Here is a 22,316-nt window from a genome sequence, read left to right on the forward strand (position 1 = left end):
AGCCTCCCATTTCTCATGTCCAAGAAATGGGAGGCAGTTCATATCGTTCTAGCGGGCTTATTCAGATAGTTCGGCTACGCGATCGGTAAGCTCAGGCAGATCTTACGCAAACAGGCCGTAGATGCTGATGTTGGCCTTGGCGTACAGGCCGTTGGCATACTCGGTCCACTTGGAGCTGGCGCTCGAAGCCTGCGAAGAATACTGCTGGTAAGCGGTGTAATAGGCGGTCATGGCCTGCTTATAGGTGGCGCTATCGGCGGTAAAGGCATCGTTAGCGAAGGCCTTAGCGTAGGTGCTGTTCTCGTCCTTCCAGGTGCCCTTCGAGCTATCCCACTCGTCACCGGCAAGGTTGATGATGTAATCGGCGTAATCCTTGCTCGCGGTGTCCTCGTTGCCGTCAGAAGGCTCGGTCGGAGCGGTCGGCATGCTCGCGGAAGCATCGCCCACCTTCTTCTTGTAGAGCTTCTGCAGCGTCGCGGACTGACGGACGATCTGCTTGGCCTGGTCCTTGGACACGCCATACTGCTTGGCCATGGTGTCGTAGTCCGAGGTGCCGATAGAATCCTCGGCGTACTTCTTCATCTCCTTAGAGGAGACGGTAATGCCCTCGTCCTCAGCAGCATCGAGCAGAATCTTGTTGCGTACGTAAGACAGGATGACGTCGGCAGAGGGGGCGGTGTAGTTGCCGTTGCTATCCTTGACGGTATCGAGGCTGTACTGGCTCTCGATGGCCTCGCGCGCGGTGATATCGCTCTTCTTGCCGTTATAGCTATAACTTGCCACGGTCGAATCGAGCTGGTCCTCGGTGAGGGTAGCCGAGCCGACACCCTTGCCGCCAAAGCCGCCATTGCCAATAAAGAAGCCGACCACCGCAGCGATCACGACTGCAACCACGAAGGCGGCGATCATCGTCTTCTTGTGCTTGGATGCATGGTCGTCTTCGTCGGAGTCGTCGTCCTCGTCCTGCTCCTCGGGCATGAGGTTCTCGTCGGCGGCATCCGCAGCGATCTTTGCCTCCAGGCGAGCATCCTCCTCCTCGGCCGTCGTGCCGGCGGCAATGTGCTCGGCAGACGTGCCGACGACCAGGTCGATCTTCTCGTCCTCGTCACCGTCGGGGCCTTCGCCGCGCTCGATGATCTGGATGCCGTCGATCTCGTCCTTCTCGTCCTTCTTTTGAATCAGACCCATATCAATTACTCCTTGTTAGGAAACATAGTCCCCAATAGAATACGCCCGACGAGGCGCCGGGCGTATTGATTCTTAGGTTATACGCAAACACTTAAGTACTATTTAGGCGTTTGCAGCGTGCATACCTTAGACCAGGTGCGCGATAACGGCATCGGCAAAGGCCTGCGTGCCCACGGCGCCCTCAACGGAGCCGGTCTGGGCACGACGCACGTCGCCGGTAACCTGCTCGCCCTCGTCGAGCGTGACAGAAACGGCGGCACGAATGCGATTGGCAGCGTCGTTCTCGCCCAAGTGGTCGAGCATCATTGCAGCAGAGAGGATCTCGGCCGTGGGGTTGGCAATATCCTGCCCCGCGATATCAGGCGCAGAGCCGTGCGTCGCCTCGAAGATGGCGCAGTCGGCACCGATGTTGGAGCCGGGAGCCATACCCAGGCCGCCCACCAGGCCGGCGCACAGGTCGCTCACAATGTCGCCGTACAGGTTTGGCAGCACCAGGACATCGAAGTCGTTGGGGTTCTGGACCAGGCCCATGCAGGTGGCGTCGACGATCTTGTCGTTGAACTCAATGTCGGGATAGTTGGCGGCCACCTCGCGCGCAACGCGCAGGAACAGGCCGTCGGTCGCCTTCATGATATTGGCCTTGTGCACGGCCGTCACCTTTTTGCGGCCGCAGCGGCGGGCATACTCAAAGGCGTACTCCACAATACGGCGGCTCTTGGCGATAGAGATGGGCTTGATCGAGATCGCGGAATCGGCGGCGAAGGTCTTTTGGCCCGAACGCTCGACAAGCTGCGAGAGCTCCTCGACCTCGGCAGCACCCTCATCGAATTCGATACCGGCGTAGAGGTCCTCGGTGTTCTCGCGCACGATGACCAGGTCAACGTCGCGGAAGCGCGAGCCGTCGCCCGGCTGCGACAGACAGGGACGCACGCAGGCATACAGGTCAAAGTGCTTGCGCAGGGCCACGTTAACGCTGCGGAAGCCCGTGCCGACCGGCGTAGTGATGGGGCCCTTGATGGCAACCTTAGTCTCGGCGACCGCGTCGAGCACGTGCTGGGGCAGCGGCGTGCCAAACTCGTCCATGACGCCGGCGCCGGCCTCCTGGACGTTCCAGTTGATCTGGACGCCGGTGGCCTCGACCACGCGGCGCATTGCCTGCGTAATCTCGGGACCGATACCGTCACCGGGAATCAGGACTACATCGTGCGCCATAATCTGTTACTCCTCGTCTTCGGCGTCGTCAGATTTTTTAACGCTAGCACGCTTCTTCTTTTTGGAGAGATCCAGGCCAAAACGTTTAACAAGCATTTCGCAAATCTCGCTCGAACGGGCCTTGAGATAGCTGCCCTTGCCGTTCTCGGCGTCGAACTTAAGGCGCAGCGCAAGCTTCTCTGCGACCTCGGCGTCGATCTCGCCCTGGCAAAACTCGTACAGGCAACCGAGCATGTCGCGATACTCAAGGTCGCCGTGGTAGCACTGGATGGCCTCGTCCAGGATGGGCCAAGCCTCGCGCGAACGCTCGGCACTCGTGGCACCCCACACGCACAGCAGGCGGAAGGCGGCATAGCGCAGCGTGGAGGAGATCTCGTCGAACAGTGCAGTCTCGGCGCCCTCAAAGGCATCGCCCAGCTGCTCAGGGCAGGTGGTGGCGAGCGCCGTCAGGGCATCGAGGGCCTCCCAGCGGGTCTGCGCCTCGGGGCGGTCGAGTGCCTCGATCAACGCGGGCACGCAGGGCACGACGCGCTGCGGATCGCGCTCGGCAAGCAGGTGCAGCACGCGGGCGGCAAACTGGCGGATGCGGCGCGTGGGGCAGCCGAGCTCCTGGACCAGGCGATCGACGGCGTTCTCGTTCTCCTCTGCCAGCTGGAGCTGTGCCAGCTCCTCGTCGGTGAGCTGTTCGTCTTTGTTTTCTGCCATAGTTACCTCTTCTTACTATTTCTTAGCGTGCTTGCCAGCACCCTTGCTGTCATCGGTGACCGAGATGAGCTGTCGGTCGGCCGCGCCATTGCGACGTGCGCGGCGGCGCTCCTCGGCGTCGCCCGCGTCGGCGGCGGCTCGATGAGCCTTGTTGACGTTAAAGACCTCGTCGTGCTTGCGCCACGGACCGACGGACTCGCCAAAGCTCATCTTAAGACCGGCGATAAAGCCACCGAGCCAGCCGATCGGCGCAAACTGCACCAGCGGGAACAGCGAGAACACCCAGGTCAGCAGGACGACTGCCGCCGCTCCTGCAAAGTTGGCAATCCAGTAGTCGCGCTTGGTGATCACGCGCTTTTCGCACGCCCACTGGCCGCACAAAAAGCCGATGTAAATCGCAAAGAGAAAGAGCACCAGCGCAAGCACCACGAACGTCCAGCTCATAGGCGCTACTCCCCGTGATGGTGGCCGCAGCAGCACTCGTGGCCGTCGTCATGGCCGTGGCCGCCGCAGCACTCGTGGTCCTCGCCGTGGTGATGGCCACAACCGCACTCATGGTCCTCGCCGTGCTCGCCGCAACCGCAACCTTCCTCGTGAGCGCCATGCTCCTCGGGGCGATACTGCGACCAGTCCAGACCGGCGGCGATGGCGTCGGCCTCCTCCTTGTAGAGAACCGTGATGGCCTGGGTGCCCAGCTTGGCGCCACCGATGGCGTCGAGCATGTCGTAGAGCGTAAAGGCGACGTCGGCGCCGGGCAGCGCGAGCTCGCGGTCGTCGGCGTAAGCAAGGGCCAGGCGCAGGTCCTTAATGAAATGCTCGACCATAAAGCCGGGCTTGTAGTCGCCGTCGAGCGCCTTGGGGGCCAGGCTCTCCATGGCGCCGGACTTGCCGGTGCCGCCCAGGATCATCTGGCGGGTCTTCTCCAGGTCAAGGCCGCTCAGCTCGGCAAATGCCATGGCGTCTGCCATGCCGACCATGCAGGCGCCCAGCGACACCTGGTTGGCGAGCTTGGCAGCCTGGCCCTTGCCGGCGCCGTCGAAGCAGCAGATGTTGGCCGCAAAGGTGGAAAGGATATCGCGGACCGGGGCAATGTCGTTCTCGGTGGCGCCCACGATAACCGTAAGCGTGCCGGCGATAGCACCCGACTCGCCGCCGGTGACGGGACAGTCAAACGCCATGCGACCGGAGACCTGGGCGGCCTCGGCAATGTCGCGCGCCAGCTCGGGCGAGCTTGTGGTGAGGTCGATCAGGACCGCGCCCGGCTTGGTGCACGCGAGCAGGCCGTCGCCCGCCAGGTAGAGCTCCTCGACCTCGGAGGGATAGCCCACCATGGTAAAGACGACATCGGCGTTCGCCACGGCGTCGGCCGGCGTATCGGCCCAAACGGCACCGCGCTCGATAAGCGCGGCGGCCTTGGACTTGGTGCGGTTGTTGACCGTGACGGGATAGCCGGCATCCAGGATGTGGCCGGCGATGGGGGCACCCATGATTCCGGTGCCGATAAATGCGACAGAGAGCTTGTTTGCCATGAAACCTTTCCTTTTGGGTTGGGTGTTGTTACCAGGTTGAATACTCGGTGCCAGCGTTTGGGCTGTGAGTTGGGATCGATTACGGCCGCGTTACTTGCCTACTGGCCGCGCACGCGGCGGGCGATGCGGTCGGAAAGCGACGCCTTGTCGGCGCGGTTCTTACCCCAAAACGCGCAAGCCACCATGCCGGGGCCCACGTGCGAGCCGATGGTGGGACCCACGGAGCTGCGAATGATCGTGACGTCGGCGCAGCCCTCCTCCTTGCGGATGGCGGCCTCGAGCCAGTCGCCGTCCTTTTCGGCATCGGCCGTCATGATGGCGATGGGCATGGTGCGATCGGGCACATAGTTCTCGCGGAACGACTTGAGAATGGACTTGAGCGCCTTCTTGCGGCCGCGGTTGACGCCGATCAGCGACAGCGAGCCGGCCAGGTCGTAGGAGAGCTCGGGTTTGACGTCGAGCTTTGCCGTGAGCTGTGCCGCCGCGGGCGGAATGCGGCCGCCGGCAGCCAGCGCGTCAAAGCTCTCGAGCGTAAAGTAACCGTGGACATAGGTCTTGGCCTCGTTTGCCCAGTCGACCAGCTGCTTGGCGGTCAGTCCCGCCGAACGCTGGCGCACGGCCTCAAGCGCCAAGAGCTCGCCGGTCGCACAGGGCAGGGCGTTGTCGACCACGTACAGCTCAAAATCGGGATACTCGGCGCGCACGGCGTCCGCCGCCTGGCACGCGGAGTTGTAGCTCGACGACAGCGCCGAGGTAAAGCACAGGTAGACCGTGGGCGTACCCTCTTTGGCGCACTCGGTAAAGAACTCGATATAGCGACCGAGCGACACAGCCGAGGTGGACACGCGGGCACCGGCGCGCATGCGGTCGTAGAACTCCTTGGGTGTGATGCTCGACCAGATGTCATCCGTGCGCTCCTCGCCATCGATAATGAAGGGAAAACCCAAGATATCGACATCGAGGTTCGCAGCGACCTCGGGGCTAAAGTCGCAGCAGGTATCGACGACGATGCGGCAACGGTCAGAATGGCCGGTAGATGCAGCCTTGTCCATCAAAGCGACTCCTTACGTAAAAAGGCGGCCACCCGCATGGGATGGCCGCCAACCGTTAACTCATGCAAGTTAACGTATTTTACTCGTCAAGCGTTTCGATACGGGGCTTGATGATGCCATATCCACCATTCTTACGGTGATACACCACATTGATGAGGCCAGTCGTCGCGTTCTCGAACACGTAGAAGTCGTGACCGAGCAGATCGGTCTGCACCAGCGCCTGCTCCTCAGTCATCGGGGTGACATCGATGACCTTCTCGCGGACGAGCAGGTCGTCGTCCTCCTCGGGCAGCAGCAGGTCGGCCAGATCCTCGACACGCTCGACCGGTGCAACATCCGCTGCGCTGGCACCACCCTGGCGGTTGTCCACAACCTTGGTCTTGAACTTGCGCAGCTGGCGGGTGACCTTATCGGCGGAGAGGTCGATGGCGGCGTACATATCTGCACCATGCTCGGCAACGCGAATCACCGAACCGCGGGCGCGAACCGTAACCTCGACGATTGCCGGGTTGGGGTTCGAGGGGTTCTTCTCATAGCGCAGTACAACGTCGACCGTCATGGGCTCGATATCGAAAACCTTGAGCGCCTCGCCGATCTTCTCATCCACATGCGCACGCAGAGCATCGGTTACCGTCGTCTTGCGTCCAGAAACCTTGATATCCATACGTGGCTCCAATCTGCCTCGGGGACTTACTGTACTGGCTATGTACCCATTGCCATGCATTTAATCACGCGGATTCCTAAAGACCCGAATAACGATTGCTTGATACCGCATACCGAAGTCTCGCACTTTTCCGTGGCAAAGTGCGCTATAGGAGGGAGCCGGCGGCTTTGGTTTTGCACCTAAAAAATGTCTTTGACCTGCTGGTTTTACGGAAACGAAAAAGCCGGGCTCCCCTATTGGGAAAGCCCGGCGGTGCGTGTTGAAACCGTGAAGAGGTGTCCTTTCCAACGTATAGGAGACACCACCCCTAGCAATAACTAGCTATTGAGTTTGTTAATGTCGTCGTCGGTGATGGCGCCTTCCTGACTGGACGATTTGTCCTCGGAGGATGCGGTCTCATTGTTGGAATCGGAGGACTCGCTGCCGGAGGATGCGGAGCCAGACGACCGAAGGTTGACACCAGATACTGTCTTAGTGGTGAGGTCGTAGGGCATCGTGCCATACCAGACGCAGTGGACCGCCTCGAGCGTACCGTCGACCGTGATGCCGTCGAGGGCATCGCTCACGGCACGGCACAGTTCGTCATTGGACGAGAGGCCCGCAACACCAAGCGTCGAGGGCGCCTCGAGCGCACCGACATAGGAGATCTCGCTCATCAGGCGTGCAAGGTAGCCGCCGGCCGTGGAGTCGCAGATCACATAGTCGACCTCGCCGGACTCGAGCGCCTCAAAGCACTCGTTGATGTTGGGGTAGGTCTTTTGGTTGGCGGTGATGCTCTGCTTAGCAAGCGCCTCCTGCGAGGCCGAGGACATCTGGACACCCAGAGTAGACGTGTTAAGGGTATCGGTGGAAACGCTTAGCGACCCACCATCACTGGTTTTACCGAACACGGAAGCGGCATCGTACAGGCAGGTGCCGAGCGAGCTAACGTCCCCGTCCGTGGAGTTGATCTCGCCGATAAAGATATCAGCCTTTTTGTCGCCGAGCGCGGAACCTGCCGAGGACGCATCGACAAAGGCGACCTTAAGGCCCATACGGCTTGCGAGGGCGCGGGCAGCGTCGACTGCATACCCCGTGAGCTCGCCGTCAGCGCCCTGCATGGCCTGCGGCGCATCGGAGGTATCGAGGGCAACCGTCAGGGTACCGGGAGTGACCAGGGCATCATCCGACACCGTGGGCGTGACGGTCTCGTACTCGATCTGGTCGATCGTGGGAGTCGTGAACGTAGACAGCGGGTTGGACGCGCATCCGCTCAGACCCAAAACGGCGATGACCGCTGCGGTCCCAGCACCTAACCGAGCCGCGTGCATCAAGCTGCCCCTCACCATGTCCACTACCCTGCCTTCTGTGTCGTATACGATCCGTGCGATGCGCGGAATATCAGATTGTTCCCACCAGCTGACCTGGTATTTGACCCCACACTTGCGCACCGGGGTGTTTGCTCGGGAGGCCGCAGCCACCTTCACGACTGGCCCGCTCGCCCGCGAGGCGGTATTGCCCCAAAGAAAGTAGAACGGACGGTGCGGCTTACATCTAGGACGCGCCATGATCGCGCCGCGCGCACGCGGTCGCTTACGTGGATCCCTTTGACCGCGTCTGTCTTGGACTAGGGTGGGCATTTCACCCATCCGCAACCACAGCCTGGCAGGAACGTAGCGCATTATAGCTAAGTTCAAGCTAAAGTTTAAGGTTAGGGACGTTATTCGCATCGCGAGTACAGATTTCGCAGGTCGGAGTGGGCTATTCGTGCCCCTGTGAAGCCCGGAGCTCCCCTATGGGGAGCTCCGGGGCACCCTTCCTAGGGTGCTGTGGCCAAAAAATGGCAAATATGAGTACTGTCACCAATTTAGTAACAGGCAGTTTTAGCCTCTCGGACAGATTTTGCGCTCAGTGTCGCCAACCTGATGCTTAGTTATTCTACATTTGTTTATTATCTTCTTACTTTATGACGCCTCCGAGTCCTAAATTCCTTGATTTTGCTGTTACTGATTTAGTGACAGTACTCATATTTGCCATATTTTGGCCAGGGCATATGATTAACCCCCTATTTTCGACGTGAATTAGACCGGCTTAAGCCCAAAACACGCCCGCAGCGTGTTAAGCAACGCCTCTTGCTTCTTCCTGCGGGCATCGACACGATTCCGGTACCGCTTTCGCATACGCTGGTACATGCGCCATGCGAGCGCTTCCATCGCTTCCATGTCACAGAGCATTTCGTTGTTGACCGTCGCGACCTCGATTCCCATAGTAATCAAGCCCGTGTTGCGCTTTTCATCATGGATACGTCCCCTCCGAGAAGAATGGCCCAGCTCACCGTTGTATTCCAGGTCAAACCGGGCTGCCTCCTGATATGCATCGTAAACTGCATGGGGCATCCCCGAGATTGCCTGCGCACGGTCATCGAACTCGATCTTGTAGTCGGTCTTAAAAGGTCCGCAGGCAAACCCGCCATAGGAAAACGGAAGCGAAAACAGGGCGAGCATGATGCACTCCATGGGCGAGAGCAGGTTTTCCGAAAGATAGGGACACAGACGCAGCAGCTGTTTGACCACATTCCCCTTGCATGCCGCAAGGTAATCTGCCAGACGATCGGGCATCAGCACCGGCTCGACTTCAAAGTAGCCCACGTCTGCTGGCTGGTCCTTGTCCTTTGCAAGTTTATTCGTAACAGGCGAGGTGTAGGGAGGCAGATACTTCCCGCGGTCGCTCAGTGAAATCTTAGAGCACAGCTCCTGGGCCAGGGCAAACGCCTGGATGCAGCCGACCTCACGCGCAACGGCAACACAAAGGGCCTCGGGAGATAGGCTGTACACCCCCGGTTCCACCTCTAGAATCGAGCCGGCGGGCAACCCGGAACACACGGACCAGCCTACGCCAGGCATGCGGCGGCGCTGCGCCGCAGATCCCACCAACAAGCACAGATCTTCCTGCACCTCGCCACTTTTGGCTCCAATTCGCACCAAGTCAGGAAGATAGATATCCTCGGTCGAGGGCGACGACGTGCGCAGCACACGGCGCTCTTCATCGGGATTAAGGTCCTTCCAGCTGATATAGCCCATCTGCCGGCGCTCGGCGCGCATCATGCGAAGCGCCGAGGCACCTGTTAGGATTACGGAAGCCGCTAGCTGTTCGCCTGTCGGCTCGTTGCGCCGCTCAATCTTCACTGCCACAAAACCACCCCTACCAAACACGTGCGATAGCAATGCCATCGACTGCCGCAGCGCCGGCGCGCTTGAGTTCCGCCGAAGCCGTGGCCATCGTCGCGCCCGTGGTGATAACGTCATCGATCAGCAGCAGGCGGCGGCCGTGCACGTCCTCAACCGTCTCGTACATGCCTTGGGCACGCTCGCGGCGCTCCTCACGACCGAGTTCGCGCTGGTCGCCATGCCCGTACTTGACGAGAGCATCGAGCAGGGGAACACCCGACAGCTCGCAAAATGGGCGCGCAATAGCCTCCATATGATCAAAACCACGCCGCCGAAACGCTGCCGCCGTCGCAGGCACAAACACCACCGCATCCGCACCGGACAGCACACCTCCTAAGCGTTCGGGCGCTACGACCTGGGCATGCAGGGCGGTGTCGTAAAGCAGCTCCGCCAGATACGGAGCCAGACGTCGCTCGCCCGCATCCTTGTACGCTTTAATGATGCGCGGCAGCGGATGCGCGTAGACGGCGCACGCCAGGCAGCGGTCGAGCGCCTCCGACATTGCCGAGGACGTGCCCTCGACCGAACATTCAGTGCACAGCAAATCCCCAAACGGGGCGCCGCATCGGGTGCAGCTATGACGTGGGTCGATGAGCGTGAGCGCAGCCAGGCAGTCTTGGCAAATAAGCGCACCGGCGCGCTCGCAGCCGGCATATCGTGTTGGCGACAATGCCTCGAGCGCCTCGCGTGCCACCCGCTCGGCAAACGGTAGCAATTCGTCCGCAAACGGTAGGGCGCCGGCACCCTGCAGACGGCTCAATATGTTCAGATGGCTCTTCAAGACACAACCCTCCCTACGTTCGGTCGCAGGGAGGGTTGTTGATTCAGCGCTATGATACCCCGATGCGCTCGGGGCAAGGCGAGCTAAATCCGCTCGCGGGCGTTATTCGCCGGCGGGCGGTTGTGGTGCAGACGAAGACGGGGTCGAGCCCTCGCCACCATCCTGGCGCGGCTTGCGGGAACGGCGACGGCGACGGCGCTTTTGACCCTGGTCGGCCGAGCCCTCGCCACCGCGATCCTCGCGCGGCTCGCGCTCGTCGCGAGCGGCGCCACGCGAAGCCTTGGCAGCAGCTCCCCCGCCATCTCCGGGACGACGGCGCGTGACCTTGACCTCGCCATCCGAGACCTGATCGGCCACGGAGGGCACTGAAGGCTTCTGCTGTGCGCCCGAGGAATGGCGACGGCGCGGACGCGGCGCGCGCTCCTCCTCGCCACGTGACTTGCCGCCCTTGTCGACAGGCGCATCGGAGGCCGAGGGACCCTTGGAAGCGGCACCAGCCTCGCGAGCAGCTGCGGCGCGGAAGGCGTCCTCGCGCTCCTCGCTCGACAGATGACGGCGACGACGGCGTGTGGGATTCATGCCACCGCCGCGATTCTGCTGCTGGGGCTGTTGAACCTCGCGCTCGCGAGCGCCGTTCTTGCCGGCGGCTGCGGCCTCGCCGGCATCGGCAGAGCCCGCACGCTTGCGGCGGCGACGGCCGCCAGCGGCCTCCTCGGCCTCGGGTGCCTCGGCCTTACCACGGCCCTTTCCGCGGCCACGGCCCTCGCCCTGGCCCTGACCGGCGCGAGCATCGGAATCGGCATCGCGACGACGGCGCTTGGGCATCGACGTGCCGGCCAGACGGTCGGCACTCGACAGGCCATCGCCCACGTCGACGCCGTTCTCGCGATCGAGCTCCATGAGCGCCAGGCGCATCTCGGGCGACTCGATGCGCTCGAGCACATCGCGCGTCACGCAGTCGGGGCGGCAGTTGCAGCCCTGCTCGGCGGCCTTCTTCTTGCAGCCCTCCGAGCAGGTCATATCGGCCAGGTTGACCTTAAAGACCTTGCCGTTCTCCAGACGCAGCACCAGCTGCTCGCGCGGCGTGTCATATTCCTGAATACGCGCCTTGCCGAGCGGCGTATCGATGAGCGTCTTCTTTTTGGGCGCGCGGCTCTTAAAGTCCTTGTACGCTTCGAACTCGTAGCGCAAGCAGCACATCAGGCGGCCGCACACGCCGCTGATCTTGGAGGAATTGAGCGGTAGGTCCTGCTCTTTTGCCATGCGGATCGAGACGGGCTCAAACTGTCCGCCAAAGCGCGTGCAGCAGAGCTCCTGTCCGCACTGGGCATAGCCGCCCACCAGGCGGGTCTCGTCGCGCACGCCGATCTGGCGCATGTCGACGCGAATGTGCAGCGTCGAGGACAGATCCTTGACGAGCTGGCGAAAATCGACGCGCTCCTCGGCGGCAAAGTAGAACACGGCCTTCTCGCCGCCAAACAGGTACTCGACGCCGACCGGCTTCATCTCGAGGTCGAGCTCTTTGACCAGACGGCGGAAATCGACCATGGCCTCGTCACCCTGGATGGCCAGGTCGTCGGCAAGCTGCAGGTCGATGTCGCTCGCCACACGCAGCACGGGCTTGAGCGGCTGACCGATCTCGTCTTGCGGTACCTCGAAGGGATCAGCCGTGACCAGGCCGATCTCGGTTCCGCGCTCGGTGGAGCAAATAGCGTAATCTGCCTCGAGGATATCCAGGTCCTGCGGGTCAAACCACAGGTCGCGCGAGGCGTAGGTAAACTTAACGGGTACGACTAACGGCATTTCAGTGCCTTCCTGATATCGAACAGCATGACCTCGATGGCCAGCTGGGGAGTAACGTTTCTGGCGATGTTGCGCTCGGCGGTCGCGACCGCCTCGAGCGCCTGGGTGGCACCCGCAACATTGGTCGCGGCGGCAAGCCGACCGATCGTGTCGCGCACGTCCTCGTTCACCACGTCGGCTGCCTCGTCCTGAAGTGTCAGCAGCACGTCGCGCATGAGCGTCCGCGCGCTCGCCAGCGCTTCCATGATACCCGAACGCTCGCGCGCGTTGAGTTCGCGCTTGTTGCGGTCCTCAAGCTGCTTCAATGCTCCACGCGACAGGTAGTCGGCGTTTTGCTCGAGTACCTTTTCCTGCGTGGACTTGACCTCGGCAAGCGGCGCCTTGACGGCGACGATGAGCGACTTGGCGCGACTGAGCACGTCGGCCTCGTCGGCGGCAATGAGTGAGTCGATGGCACGGACCATCTGACGGCGGGCGTCCTGGCGCTCGGCGCTCTTAAGAAACTCGATGCCGCGTGTGGGGCTTCCCGCCACGGCGACCGCCATGCGGCAACGCGCAGGGTCCTGACCGGTGGCGCGGCTCACGGCCTGCGCGGCGACGGCGGGCGATACCAGCCGAAACGGCACACACTGGCAACGACTCACGATAGTGGGCAGCATCACGTCGGCCGAGGTGCCCAGCAAGATAAACATAACGCCCTCGGGCGGCTCCTCGAGCGTTTTGAGCAGTGCGTTGGCGGTGTTGGCACGCAGTTGCTCGGCACGGTCGATGATGTAGACCTTGGCCTTGGCACGGATGGGCGCCAGTGGCACGTCATCGAGCAGCTCGCGGGTCTGGGCAATGAGGTAACCCGTGGCGCTCTCGGGCGTGTAATAGTGCACGTCGGGGTGCGTATGGCGGGCGACGCGCACGCAGCTATCGCATGAGCCGCAGCCATTCTGCTCGCACAGGAAGGCTTGGGCGAGCGCCCACGCGGCGTCGAGCTTGCCCGCGCCGGGAGCGCCCAAAAACAGGTAGGCGTGCGATGCGCGACCGCTAGCGACGGCATTGGTCAAAAAGTCACGCACGCGCTCTTGGGTGTCGAGCTTGGCCAGCAGGCTTGCCTGAGCGGGGGCCATGTTACTCGGCCTCCTTGGCAAGCGCGGCGGCGACGGCTTCCTGCGGAATGTCGAGACCGTACGCGCGAACCTGCTCGACCGTCTTCTCGAAGACTTCCTCGACGGTCGTAGTGGCGTCGATGAGCTTTACGCGGTCTGGCTCCTCGGCAGCAATTGCGCAAAACCCCTCGTAGACACGCTCCTGGAATGCCATGCCCTTAGCCTCCATGCGATCTGCCGCGCCACGGGCTGCCATGCGTAGCGCCGCCTGCTCGGGCGTGATGTGGTAGACGAGTGTGAGCGCCGGGTGCGTTCCCGCGACGGCCAGGTTGTTGGCGTCGCGCACCATCTGGCGATCGAGGCCGTCGGCAAATGCCTGGTAGCAGGTCGTGGAATCGTAGAAGCGATCGCACAGGACCACCTTGCCGGCCGCAAGGGCGGGGGCTATGACCTCGTGCACCAACTGGGCACGCGCAGCCTCGTAGAGCAACAGCTCGCAGGTATCGCCCATCGCCGTGTTGGCGGGGTCGAGCAGCAGGGCGCGAATCTTTTCGCTGATGGCAGTGCCACCCGGCTCGCGCAGAGTTACGACCTGATAGCCAGCGAGTTCGAGCGCGCGGGCAAGCAGGCGCGCCTGCGTGGACTTGCCGGCACCGTCGACGCCCTCGAGCGTGATAAAGCTATGTTGAGCAGGCTCAAAAGCCATGGGCGCAGCCCCTTCCTACAAGGCGCGTAAATGCAGATATATCAACCAAGCCATGATACCCCAGTGCTCGGCGCGTCCCCAATGGCTAAAGGCGCCTTTCCAAAGTTGCGGTGAAATAGGGACTGATTGAAGCTCTGAGACCGCCAAACAGTCCCTATTTCACCGCAACTTATGATGGGGAATTTTGGATGCTGGGTATAATCGTCGTATTGCATTGAAATGTGGCGAAAGGAGTGGCAATGTCTCGGTATTGCGCCTCGTGCGGCAAGCTTCTTGCAGATGATGCCAAGTTCTGCACCTCATGCGGTGCACCCGTTGAGCAAACAGCCGCAAGCGATAGCCAGCCCGCTTTTGAGCAGACCGGCTCCCTTGATACGCCGCAAGCCAAGGCGGATGACTCCCTCGCCTATAGCCCCGACCCTGCCGCAAGGACCGAGGCCGTCGAGACCACGCAGCGCATACCCGTCGCGAGCGGCTCGCCCCAACAGCAGCCGGCTCCCGCATACGCGCCCGCTTCGCCACAGACCCCCGCTCCCAAAAAGAGCGGCACCGGGCCGCTTATCGCCGTTATTGTTGTGCTGGTGGCGATCATCATCGCCCTGGTCGTTTTCTTTGTGATCAAGCCTTTCGACAACGCCGCCACGCAGACGACTGTCGCGGTAGCTAAGCTGCACCATGACGTCGACGACGATGACCTAAAGCCTCTCGGCGATCCCAACAGCCTGTACGACGATGATGACGATGACGACGAGGATGGCGGCGAAGCAACGCTCTCCGAGCAGAACCTCTACCGTCGCCTGAGCGAATACTACGACCTGCTCGAAGATCTCGACAGCCAGGTCCGTGGCTGCGCGCAGAACTTCAACGGCAACTATCTGGAAGAGGATCGAACCACCCGTCAAAATCTCGCCGACGTCGCCGAGCGCACGGAGGACACCATCGAGCAGTATTACGACATCGTCGAGGACCTGGACGTCCCGACGAGCTCCAAGAACTACAGCTCCTGGAAGGACATCATCGCCCTGTACGACGACCTGGATCACCGCATTGACGCAATCTGTGATGCCTGGGAGATCAGCCTGAAATACGCCAAGCCTGCGGACCACAAGAATGAGATCGTGGCGCCGCTGTCGCGCGACAACGTGGCGGGTACCAATGACAATAAGTACCGCCTAGACTTTGAGGAGCGCTATCCCGGCGCCAAACCCGTCGAGGTGAACTAGCGCTTTGTCGTTCCCGAGCCGGCAGTTAGAGACGTTCCTAAACTGCCGGCAGAAAAGGAACGTCCCTAACTGCCGGTCAAAAAAAACGAGCGAGGATCGTGGGGTCCTCGCTCGTTTTTTAGACAATGTTTCGACCGCGCCGTTACTTGTCGGAGGCTGCTTTCTTGGCAGTCGACTTCTTCGCGGTCGTCTTCTTGGCGGCAGTGGCTTTCTTAGCCGTGGTCTTCTTGGCCGCCGTCGTCTTCTTTGCCGTGCTCGCCTTGGTTGTGGTCTTGCGACCGCGGGCGGGCTTCTTCTCCTTGGTCGGGCAGTCCATGTTGACGCAGATACGCCACGGACCGCGCGCCGTGTTGACCACCACGATGGGGGCGCCGCACTCGGGGCAGGTCTCGCCCGTCGCCTCGAGCTTGCCGCGCGCCGGCAGCGGATAGCTCACGCCGCAGTCATCGTAGTTGGTGCAGCGGATAAAGCGCTTGCCGCTCTTCTCGCTCTTGTGCGCGATCAGGTCGCCATGACGTCCGGCCTCGGCACACACCTTGCACTCGCCCACCTTAAGATCGGGCTCGTAGTTGGTGGGGCACGTGGGGTTCACGCAGATCTCGAAGGCCTTCTGGCGGAATGGCTGGCACTTGATGCGCGGCGCGCCGCACTCGGGGCACACGGAGGCCTCGCCCTCGAGCGGGCTCACCTTGACGCCGCTCGGCACCGGATAGGTCACGTCGCAGTCGGGCCAACCCATGCAGCCGATAAAGCTGCCGCGGGTCTTGGCGCTCGTCTTCATAACCAGGTCCTTGCCGCACTTGGGGCAGGCGCCCACGCGCGCATCGGCCGTGACGGCGTCGCTGATGGCGTCGCCCAGCTCCTGCGTATGCTTGAGCAGCTCGTCGAGCACGCCGGCCAGCAGCGCGCGCGAGTGCGTCACGACATGCTCTTCGGTGTCCTCGCCGCGCTCCACGCGGGTCATGTCGCCGTCGAGCTCGCTGGTCATATCGGGGCTCGTGATGCGCGGGGCAAACTGCGACAGCGCGTCGATGATGGCGATGCCCAGCTGGCTCGGCTCAACGGGATCATTTTTGAGATAGCGCACGGCATACAGGCGCTCGATGATACTCGCGCGCGTGGACTTGGTGCCCAGGCCGCGCTTTTCCATCTCCTGCACGAGCTTGCCCTGGCTGTAGCGCGCGGGCGGCTCGGTCTGCTTGGCCTCGAGCTTAATGTCGAACACGTCGACCGTGTCGCCCTGCTCAAGCGGCGGCATCTGCTCGTCGCGCTTGAGACCGTACGGATATGCCTCGCGGAAGCCCGGGGTCACGAGCACGTCGCCCGAAGCCACGAACGGCTCACCGTTCACATCGAGCTCGAGCTTGGTGTTCTCGATGGTCGCGGGCCCCATGAGCGTTGCCAGGAAGCGACGGGCGATGAGGTCATAGAGTTTGCGCTGGCCGCCGTCGAGCGTGGACGGATCGCCCTCGCCCGTGGGGTAGATAGGCGGGTGGTCGGTGGTCTCGACCTTGCCGCGCGTGGGCTTCATGGGGCCGGCGAGCACCTTTTTGCACACGGGCGCCAGCGCCGGGTTGATCTTTGCCAGGTCGCTCACCACGGCGCCCAGATCGAGCGTCGCGGGATACACGGTGTTGTCGACACGCGGGTAGCTGATGAGACCGGCCATGTAGAGGGACTCGGCGATGCGCATGGTACGCGCAGGTGAGATGCCCTCGGCCGCGGCGGCAGCCTGCAGCGAGGTCGTCGCAAACGGCGTGGGCGGCTGCTGCTTACGCGAGCGCTTGGTCACCGCGGCGACGGTTGCCGTCGTAGCGCCGTCAACGTGACCGTACGCCGTCTCAGCAGCATCCTTGTCGGTAAAGCGCGCCGTCTTGTGCGCGATCTTAAAGCGATCGTCCTCGGCAGCGCCTTGCGCGGCGCCCATGCCGCGAATCTGCCAATAGTCCTCGGGCACAAACGCCATGCGCTCGCGCTCGCGCTCGACCACCAGGGCAAGCGTCGGCGTCTGCACGCGGCCGGCGGAACGCACGTTGCCAAAGCCGCCAAACTTGGCGAGCGTCAGGTAGCGCGTGAGCACTGCACCCCAAATGAGGTCGATGTGCTGACGGCTCTCGCCGGCGTCGGCCAGGTTCTGGTCGAGCGAGACAAGGTTATCGAAGGCCTGCGTGATCTCGGCCTTGGTAAACGAAGAATACTGGGCGCGGGCGACCGGCAAGTCGGGCGCCACCTCGCGCACCTTGTTGAGGGCGTCCGAACCGATCAGCTCGCCCTCGCGATCGAAGTCCGTGGCGATGATGACACTGTCGGACTTTTTGGCGAGGTTCTTGAGCGAGCGGATGAGTTCCTTCTCGGCCGGCAGCTTAATGACGGGTGCCCAGGTGAGATAGGGCAGACTCTCGAGCTTCCAGCCCTTGATGGAGATGCCGTCGGCAAGAAACGGCTTGCGCTTGGTGTCGTACGGCGGGCGGGCCAAGCCATCGGGCATATCGGCCGGCAGCATCTCACCGTCCTCCGTGACCGAATACCAGCCCAGCTTTTTATCGAACAGCACGCTGTCGCAAAAATCGGGCGCAAGGATGTGACCGGCAAGGCCGATCGTCACGCACTCCTCGCCCTTCCACTCAAAACGGTAGATGGCGGTGTTGTACACCTTGTCCTTTTTGGGCTTGCCCGTGGACAGACGCTCGGCAATCTGACGCGCGGCGTCGTTTTTCTCGGCGATGATGAGCTTCAAAAGAGGCTCCTATCTCGTATCTCTGCGGCTACGCCCGCCCGTATGGCGGCCGACTTACGCCCTTGCTTGCTCAATCTGCCCGATGAGCCAATCGCACCAGGCATCCATGCCCTCGCCCTTGCGCGCGCTCACGGCAAACCGCGGCGCCTGCGGATTGAGGTCATCGAGTGTCTTAGTATACCTATCCATGTCAAAATCGAAAGCCGGAGCCACGTCGACCTTGTTGAGCAGCTGCGCGCCGGCGTGTTGGAAGATGCCCGGGTACTTGATGGGCTTGTCGTCGCCCTCGGGCACCGAGAGAATCATGATGGACAGGTTCTCGCCCAGGTCAAAGTCGACCGGGCAGACCAGGTTGCCCACGTTTTCGATAAAGATGACGTCGATGTTCTCCAGACCCACAGCCTGGTCGAAGGCGTCGACGGCCTCCATGATCATGTTGCCCTCGAGGTGGCACAGGCCGCCCGTGTTGATCTGGATGGCGGGCATGCCGGCTTCCTTCATGGTGATGGCATCGACATCCGAGGCGATATCGCCCTCGATGACGGCACAGCGCAGGCCGGCTTTGTCACGCAGGCGCTCGTTGGTGCCCAGAATCGTGGTGGTCTTACCCGAGCCGGGGCTCGACAGCACATTGATCACGTAGGTGCCTGCCTCATTAAATCGCTGACGCAGCTGATCTGCCAGGCGCTCGTTGCGCGACAGGATCGGCGACGCGATATCAATCGTTTTCTCGGCCATACTTAGCGCTCCTTACTTTGGCCCCTTTATACCCCATCATTAGATGGCTAGCGGGCTAATCGTCGGGGGTTTCGATTTCGATACTTGCGATATCGAGCTCGCGGCCGTGCAGCAGGCGCACGTTGGCGCCGCCACACTGGGGGCAGCGACAATGGAAACGGTCGTGCTCAAAGACCTCGCCGCAGTCCAGGCACTCGCTTTGTGGATGGACCTCCTCCACGGCAAGCTCGCAGCCGCGCGTGAGCGGGTCCTCATCGCGAAACGTCTCCCACGCAAAGTCGAGTGCCTCGCGCACGACCTCGGTCATATCCCCGATACGAAGCGTTACCAAAACGGCGCGCGAGGCCCCCGCCCCACGCGCCGCGCGAATCACTGTATCGAGTATGCCGTTGACAATGCCAACCTCGTGCATACCGATTTACTCCTCGTCGTCCTCGTCGTCCGAGAACAGGTCCAGACGGCTCACGAACAGGCCCTCCTTGCCCTCGCGCGCGGTAATGACCACGCGAGCGATGGCGAGCGAAATCTCGTAGAGCGAGAGCAGGGCGCCATACATGAGACCCAGCGTAACGGGCGAGCCGTCGGGCGTAATCACAGCCGAACCCACGAGCAGGCCTACGTACACGTAGCGCCAGGCGCTGCGGAAGGCCGCATAGGACACGATGTGGAAAACGGACAGGTAGAAGATGATGAGCGGCAGCTCAAACGCCACACCAAAGCCGATCATAAAGAGCAGCTCCATGTTGACGTAGTTCTCCAGATCGGGCAACGCCGTAGCGACAGCCGAGGTCTCGCCGATGAGCCACTCAAAGCCCGCCGGGATGATGATGAAGTAGCAGAAGATGGCACCCAGGAAGAACAGCACCGTCGAGGCGAGCACCGTGGGCACAACCCACTTGCGCTCGTTGGGGCGCAGTGCCGGCAGGAAAAATGCCAGAATCTGCCAGATGATCATGGGCGTGCACATGACCACGGCCATCTTGATGGCAAGCGAGAAGCGCAGGCCAAAGCCGCCGAGCGTGGTGGTGATGTAAAACTTACCGTCCGGCACAAAGGAGCGGATGGGGTCCTCAAGAATATCGAGCACCACGGGCGTGGCAAAGTACAGCACGATGGCGGCGGCAAACACCGAAACGACCACGATGGTCAGGCGGCGACGGAGCTCTCCCAGGTGATCGAAGAGCGGCATGCGCGCAGGTCCGATCGGCATTACTCATCGCCTCCCTTCGGGGCGTCGGCGGCAGCAGCCTCGGCATCGTCCTCGACCTCGAGCTCGCGAGCGAGCTGGTCGACGACGGCCTTGCGCTTGCGGGGACGACGGGCGTAGAGGTCAGCCGTCGTGGGCTCTGCCGGCTCGGGCTTGGGCTCTGCAGCAGGCTCGGGCTCGACGGCAGCAGCAGGCTCTGTACCCTCGGCCTCATCAACAGCGCCTTCGCCCTCAGCAGCGCCCTCGCTTGCGGCCTTCTCGGCAGCAAGACGGGCGCGACGCTCGGCAAAGGTCTCCTTCTTGGCGGGCGCTGCCGTCTCGGCGGCATCCTCGTCCGCATCGGAATCGTCGTCGGTCGCAGCAGTCTTCTTGGGCTTGACCGGGGCCGACGCGGCCTCGCTCACCGGATCGATAATCTCGGACTGAACAACGGCCGTCATCTTTTCCTGCGTCTCGCGGAACTGACGGATAGCACGGCCGATCGTGCGGCCCATCTGCGGGAGCTTATCCGGGCCAAACAGCAAAAAGCCGAAGACCACGATGATCGCGAGCTCACCCTCTCCAATACCAAACACACATACCTCCAAGGCTCGATGTGAGTCGAGCCCGCACCGCGCCATTCGGCCGGAACTCGTCTATTCATTCGGTCAAGTATAGCGCCCGGACGCCAAAACGTCCGAGCGCATCACAAACATATGCCAAACGGCACGCCCTTTTGGGAGCAAAGATTATGCAGCGGTGATCGAAATCTCCTGGTCGACGCCCAACAGCTGAACCACGCGCATCACCGGGGGCTGCACGTTGACGCAGCTAAAACGCTTACCATGATCAGCTGCGTGGTGTGCGGCGCCCACAAGCACGCCAATGCCCGTCGAATCGATGTAGCTCACCTGGGCAAAATCGAGCTCAACGGCCTCAGTGGGCTGCTCGAGCGCCAGGTCGATGGCATTGCGCAGGCTATCGGCGTTAGAGATATCGATCTCACCGGTCACCTTAATGGTGTAGAGCTCTGGCGTGGGGTTGGTGGAAATACCCAAATCCATGTATACGCTCCTTTACGTATCGAAAGTGCGGATAGTACTAGGCGCGGACTTGCGGGGTCCTACGCGTTAGGCGCGCTCGGAACGCGCAAGCTCGGCAGCGACGAGCTTGACGGCCAGCACCAGCACATCGAGCGCGGCCTCCAGGTCCTCGACCGTGGGATAGCTCGGCGCGATGCGGATGTTGGTGTCGCGCGGATCCTTGCCATAAGGCCAGGTGGCACCAGCCGGCGTGAGCTTGACGCCCAGGTCGGCACAAAGCGCGGCGACCTTCTGGGCCGAGCCCTCGGGGCCATCGAAACTCACAAAGTAGCCGCCATGGGGATGAGTCCAAGTGGCGCAACCCGTGTTGCCCAAGCCCTCGGTGAGTTTACGCTCAACGGCCTCAAAGCGCGGGCGCAGGAACTCGGCATGCTTTTTCATGTGCTCCTTGACCGCCTCGATGGTGGGAAGGAAACGCACGTGACGCAGCTGGTTGAGCTTGTCGGCGCTAATAAGACCGGCCTTCAGGCGCTTGGAGAACTCGGCGATGACCGCGGGGCTCGCACCGATAAAGCCGATGCCGGCACCCGGGAAGGTGATCTTGGACGTCGAGGCAAAGGCCACCACGCGGTCCTCGGTGCCCGCCGCGCGGGCAAGATCGAAGATGTTGGCGAGCTCGTCGGTCTCGTCGTACAGGTCGTGCACGCAGTAGGCGTTGTCCCAGAAGATGCGGAAATCGGGCGCGGCCGTGGGCATCTCGACCAGGCGACGCACAGTGTCCTCGCTAAAGGTGATGCCCGTGGGGTTGGAATACTTGGGCACGCACCAGATGCCCTTGATGGAGTCGTCGGTGGCAACCAGGCGCTCAACCTCGTCCATGTCGGGGCCGTTGTCGGTCATCGCGACGGGGACGTTCTCGATGCCCAAGTCGGCGGTGATGCCAAAGTGGCGATCGTAGCCGGGAACGGGGCACAGGAACTTGACCTTCTTGCCGTCGTGCGCTGCCTCGTAAGCCTCCCAAGGGTCGCTGCCGCACGAGCCGCAACGCCAGAACATACCGGCGATATCGTGCTCGATCAGCAGGCTCGATGAGCCCAGTACGAGCGTCTGCTCGGCAGGACAACCCAGGAACTCCCCCGCCAGCTTGCGTGCCGAGGGAATGCCCTCGAAGCAACCGTAGTTGGAGCAGTCGACATTGCCGTCGTGCAGATCGGCATCGGCATTGAGGATATCGAGCATGGGGCGAGAAATGTTCACCTGGGAGGGCGACGGCTTGCCGCGCGCCATGTCGAGCGCCAGGCCCTTGGCCTTGACCTCGGCAACCTCGGCTTTAAGCGCCTCGATGGCGGCATCGAGTTCGGTGGTTTCCATCTTCTGGTAGATCGTCTGCATGGGGTGCGACCTTTCGCGAAGCGGTACGTTGCAGTTCGTCTAAGTATAGACCGC

Annotated in this window: 21 protein-coding genes; 1 reads left to right on the forward strand and 20 read right to left on the reverse strand. The window is 62.1% G+C overall.

Features of this window, described 5'->3' with window-relative positions:
• Positions 1-102: 102 nt before the first annotated feature.
• The 13 genes from DW943_RS06790 to tmk all read right to left on the reverse strand — a co-directional run bounded on the left by DW943_RS06790 (position 103) and on the right by tmk (position 13,943).
• Positions 103-1,188 (reverse strand): hypothetical protein, encoded by a 1,086-nt coding sequence (locus DW943_RS06790; protein WP_117862576.1) that lies wholly within the window; start codon positions 1,186-1,188, stop codon positions 103-105.
• 126 nt (positions 1,189-1,314) lie between these two features.
• Positions 1,315-2,400 (reverse strand): isocitrate/isopropylmalate dehydrogenase family protein, encoded by a 1,086-nt coding sequence (locus DW943_RS06795; protein ID WP_117862577.1) that lies wholly within the window; start codon positions 2,398-2,400, stop codon positions 1,315-1,317.
• A gap of 6 nt (positions 2,401-2,406) precedes the next feature.
• On the reverse strand, positions 2,407-3,105 hold the full coding sequence (locus DW943_RS06800) for a HEAT repeat domain-containing protein (RefSeq protein WP_117862578.1): 699 nt from the start codon (positions 3,103-3,105) through the stop codon (positions 2,407-2,409).
• 15 nt (positions 3,106-3,120) lie between these two features.
• The gene (locus DW943_RS06805; protein WP_055310425.1) at positions 3,121-3,549 is read right to left on the reverse strand and encodes a hypothetical protein; all 429 of its coding nucleotides are present in this window, start codon (positions 3,547-3,549) and stop codon (positions 3,121-3,123) included.
• Between the two features lie 5 nt (positions 3,550-3,554).
• Positions 3,555-4,634 (reverse strand): NAD(P)-dependent oxidoreductase, encoded by a 1,080-nt coding sequence (locus DW943_RS06810; RefSeq protein WP_117862579.1) that lies wholly within the window; start codon positions 4,632-4,634, stop codon positions 3,555-3,557.
• Positions 4,635-4,732: 98 nt separating this feature from the next.
• Positions 4,733-5,686 carry a DegV family protein gene (locus DW943_RS06815; RefSeq protein WP_117862580.1) on the reverse strand — a complete coding sequence of 318 codons (954 nt, stop codon included), beginning with the start codon at positions 5,684-5,686 and terminating at the stop codon, positions 4,733-4,735.
• Between the two features lie 79 nt (positions 5,687-5,765).
• Entirely contained in the window at positions 5,766-6,350 is a 585-nt protein-coding gene (hpf, locus tag DW943_RS06820; protein WP_055285508.1) for a ribosome hibernation-promoting factor, HPF/YfiA family, read from the reverse strand.
• Between the two features lie 317 nt (positions 6,351-6,667).
• Positions 6,668-7,660, reverse strand: coding sequence for an ABC transporter substrate-binding protein (locus tag DW943_RS06825; protein WP_158566129.1), 993 nt, complete (start codon positions 7,658-7,660; stop codon positions 6,668-6,670).
• A gap of 750 nt (positions 7,661-8,410) precedes the next feature.
• On the reverse strand, positions 8,411-9,520 hold the full coding sequence (locus DW943_RS06830) for a hypothetical protein (protein ID WP_117862582.1): 1,110 nt from the start codon (positions 9,518-9,520) through the stop codon (positions 8,411-8,413).
• A gap of 10 nt (positions 9,521-9,530) precedes the next feature.
• Positions 9,531-10,337, reverse strand: coding sequence for a ComF family protein (locus DW943_RS06835; protein WP_233543618.1), 807 nt, complete (start codon positions 10,335-10,337; stop codon positions 9,531-9,533).
• Between the two features lie 102 nt (positions 10,338-10,439).
• Positions 10,440-12,140, reverse strand: a complete 1,701-nt coding sequence (locus tag DW943_RS06840) for a regulatory iron-sulfur-containing complex subunit RicT (protein ID WP_117862583.1) — start codon at positions 12,138-12,140, stop codon at positions 10,440-10,442.
• Positions 12,131-13,258, reverse strand: a complete 1,128-nt coding sequence (locus tag DW943_RS06845) for an ATP-binding protein (protein WP_117797513.1) — start codon at positions 13,256-13,258, stop codon at positions 12,131-12,133. Before DW943_RS06845 ends, DW943_RS06840 begins: the two co-directional genes overlap by 10 nt.
• A 1-nt stretch (position 13,259) precedes the next feature.
• The gene (tmk, locus tag DW943_RS06850) at positions 13,260-13,943 is read right to left on the reverse strand and encodes a dTMP kinase (RefSeq protein WP_117797514.1); all 684 of its coding nucleotides are present in this window, start codon (positions 13,941-13,943) and stop codon (positions 13,260-13,262) included.
• Between the two features lie 239 nt (positions 13,944-14,182).
• Between tmk and DW943_RS06855 the strand changes: the two genes are divergently transcribed.
• Positions 14,183-15,166 carry a zinc-ribbon domain-containing protein gene (locus DW943_RS06855; RefSeq protein ID WP_117862584.1) on the forward strand — a complete coding sequence of 328 codons (984 nt, stop codon included), beginning with the start codon at positions 14,183-14,185 and terminating at the stop codon, positions 15,164-15,166.
• A gap of 142 nt (positions 15,167-15,308) precedes the next feature.
• Here DW943_RS06855 and DW943_RS06860 read toward each other — a convergent pair whose 3' ends face one another.
• From DW943_RS06860 to DW943_RS06890, 7 genes are all read right to left on the reverse strand, one after another.
• Positions 15,309-17,903, reverse strand: coding sequence for a DNA topoisomerase I (locus DW943_RS06860; RefSeq protein WP_117862585.1), 2,595 nt, complete (start codon positions 17,901-17,903; stop codon positions 15,309-15,311).
• A gap of 54 nt (positions 17,904-17,957) precedes the next feature.
• Complete coding sequence (gene hypB / locus DW943_RS06865) at positions 17,958-18,641, reverse strand: hydrogenase nickel incorporation protein HypB (RefSeq protein WP_117583579.1); 684 nt, start codon at positions 18,639-18,641, stop codon at positions 17,958-17,960.
• Between the two features lie 55 nt (positions 18,642-18,696).
• Entirely contained in the window at positions 18,697-19,053 is a 357-nt protein-coding gene (hypA, locus tag DW943_RS06870) for a hydrogenase maturation nickel metallochaperone HypA (RefSeq protein WP_117565013.1), read from the reverse strand.
• A 6-nt stretch (positions 19,054-19,059) separates the two neighbouring features.
• Positions 19,060-19,851, reverse strand: coding sequence for a twin-arginine translocase subunit TatC (gene tatC / locus DW943_RS06875; RefSeq protein WP_055285525.1), 792 nt, complete (start codon positions 19,849-19,851; stop codon positions 19,060-19,062).
• The gene (locus DW943_RS06880) at positions 19,851-20,423 is read right to left on the reverse strand and encodes a twin-arginine translocase TatA/TatE family subunit (RefSeq protein WP_158564964.1); all 573 of its coding nucleotides are present in this window, start codon (positions 20,421-20,423) and stop codon (positions 19,851-19,853) included. Before DW943_RS06880 ends, tatC begins: the two co-directional genes overlap by 1 nt.
• A 153-nt stretch (positions 20,424-20,576) precedes the next feature.
• Positions 20,577-20,891: an STAS domain-containing protein gene (locus DW943_RS06885; RefSeq protein WP_089572422.1), complete on the reverse strand. Its 315-nt coding sequence runs from the start codon at positions 20,889-20,891 to the stop codon at positions 20,577-20,579.
• Between the two features lie 66 nt (positions 20,892-20,957).
• The gene (locus DW943_RS06890; RefSeq protein WP_117806781.1) at positions 20,958-22,262 is read right to left on the reverse strand and encodes an aminotransferase class I/II-fold pyridoxal phosphate-dependent enzyme; all 1,305 of its coding nucleotides are present in this window, start codon (positions 22,260-22,262) and stop codon (positions 20,958-20,960) included.
• Between the last annotated feature and the right edge of the window lie 54 nt (positions 22,263-22,316).

Origin of the sequence: Collinsella sp. AM44-11, from assembly GCF_003467145.1 — a bacterium.
Taxonomy (GTDB): domain Bacteria; phylum Actinomycetota; class Coriobacteriia; order Coriobacteriales; family Coriobacteriaceae; genus Collinsella.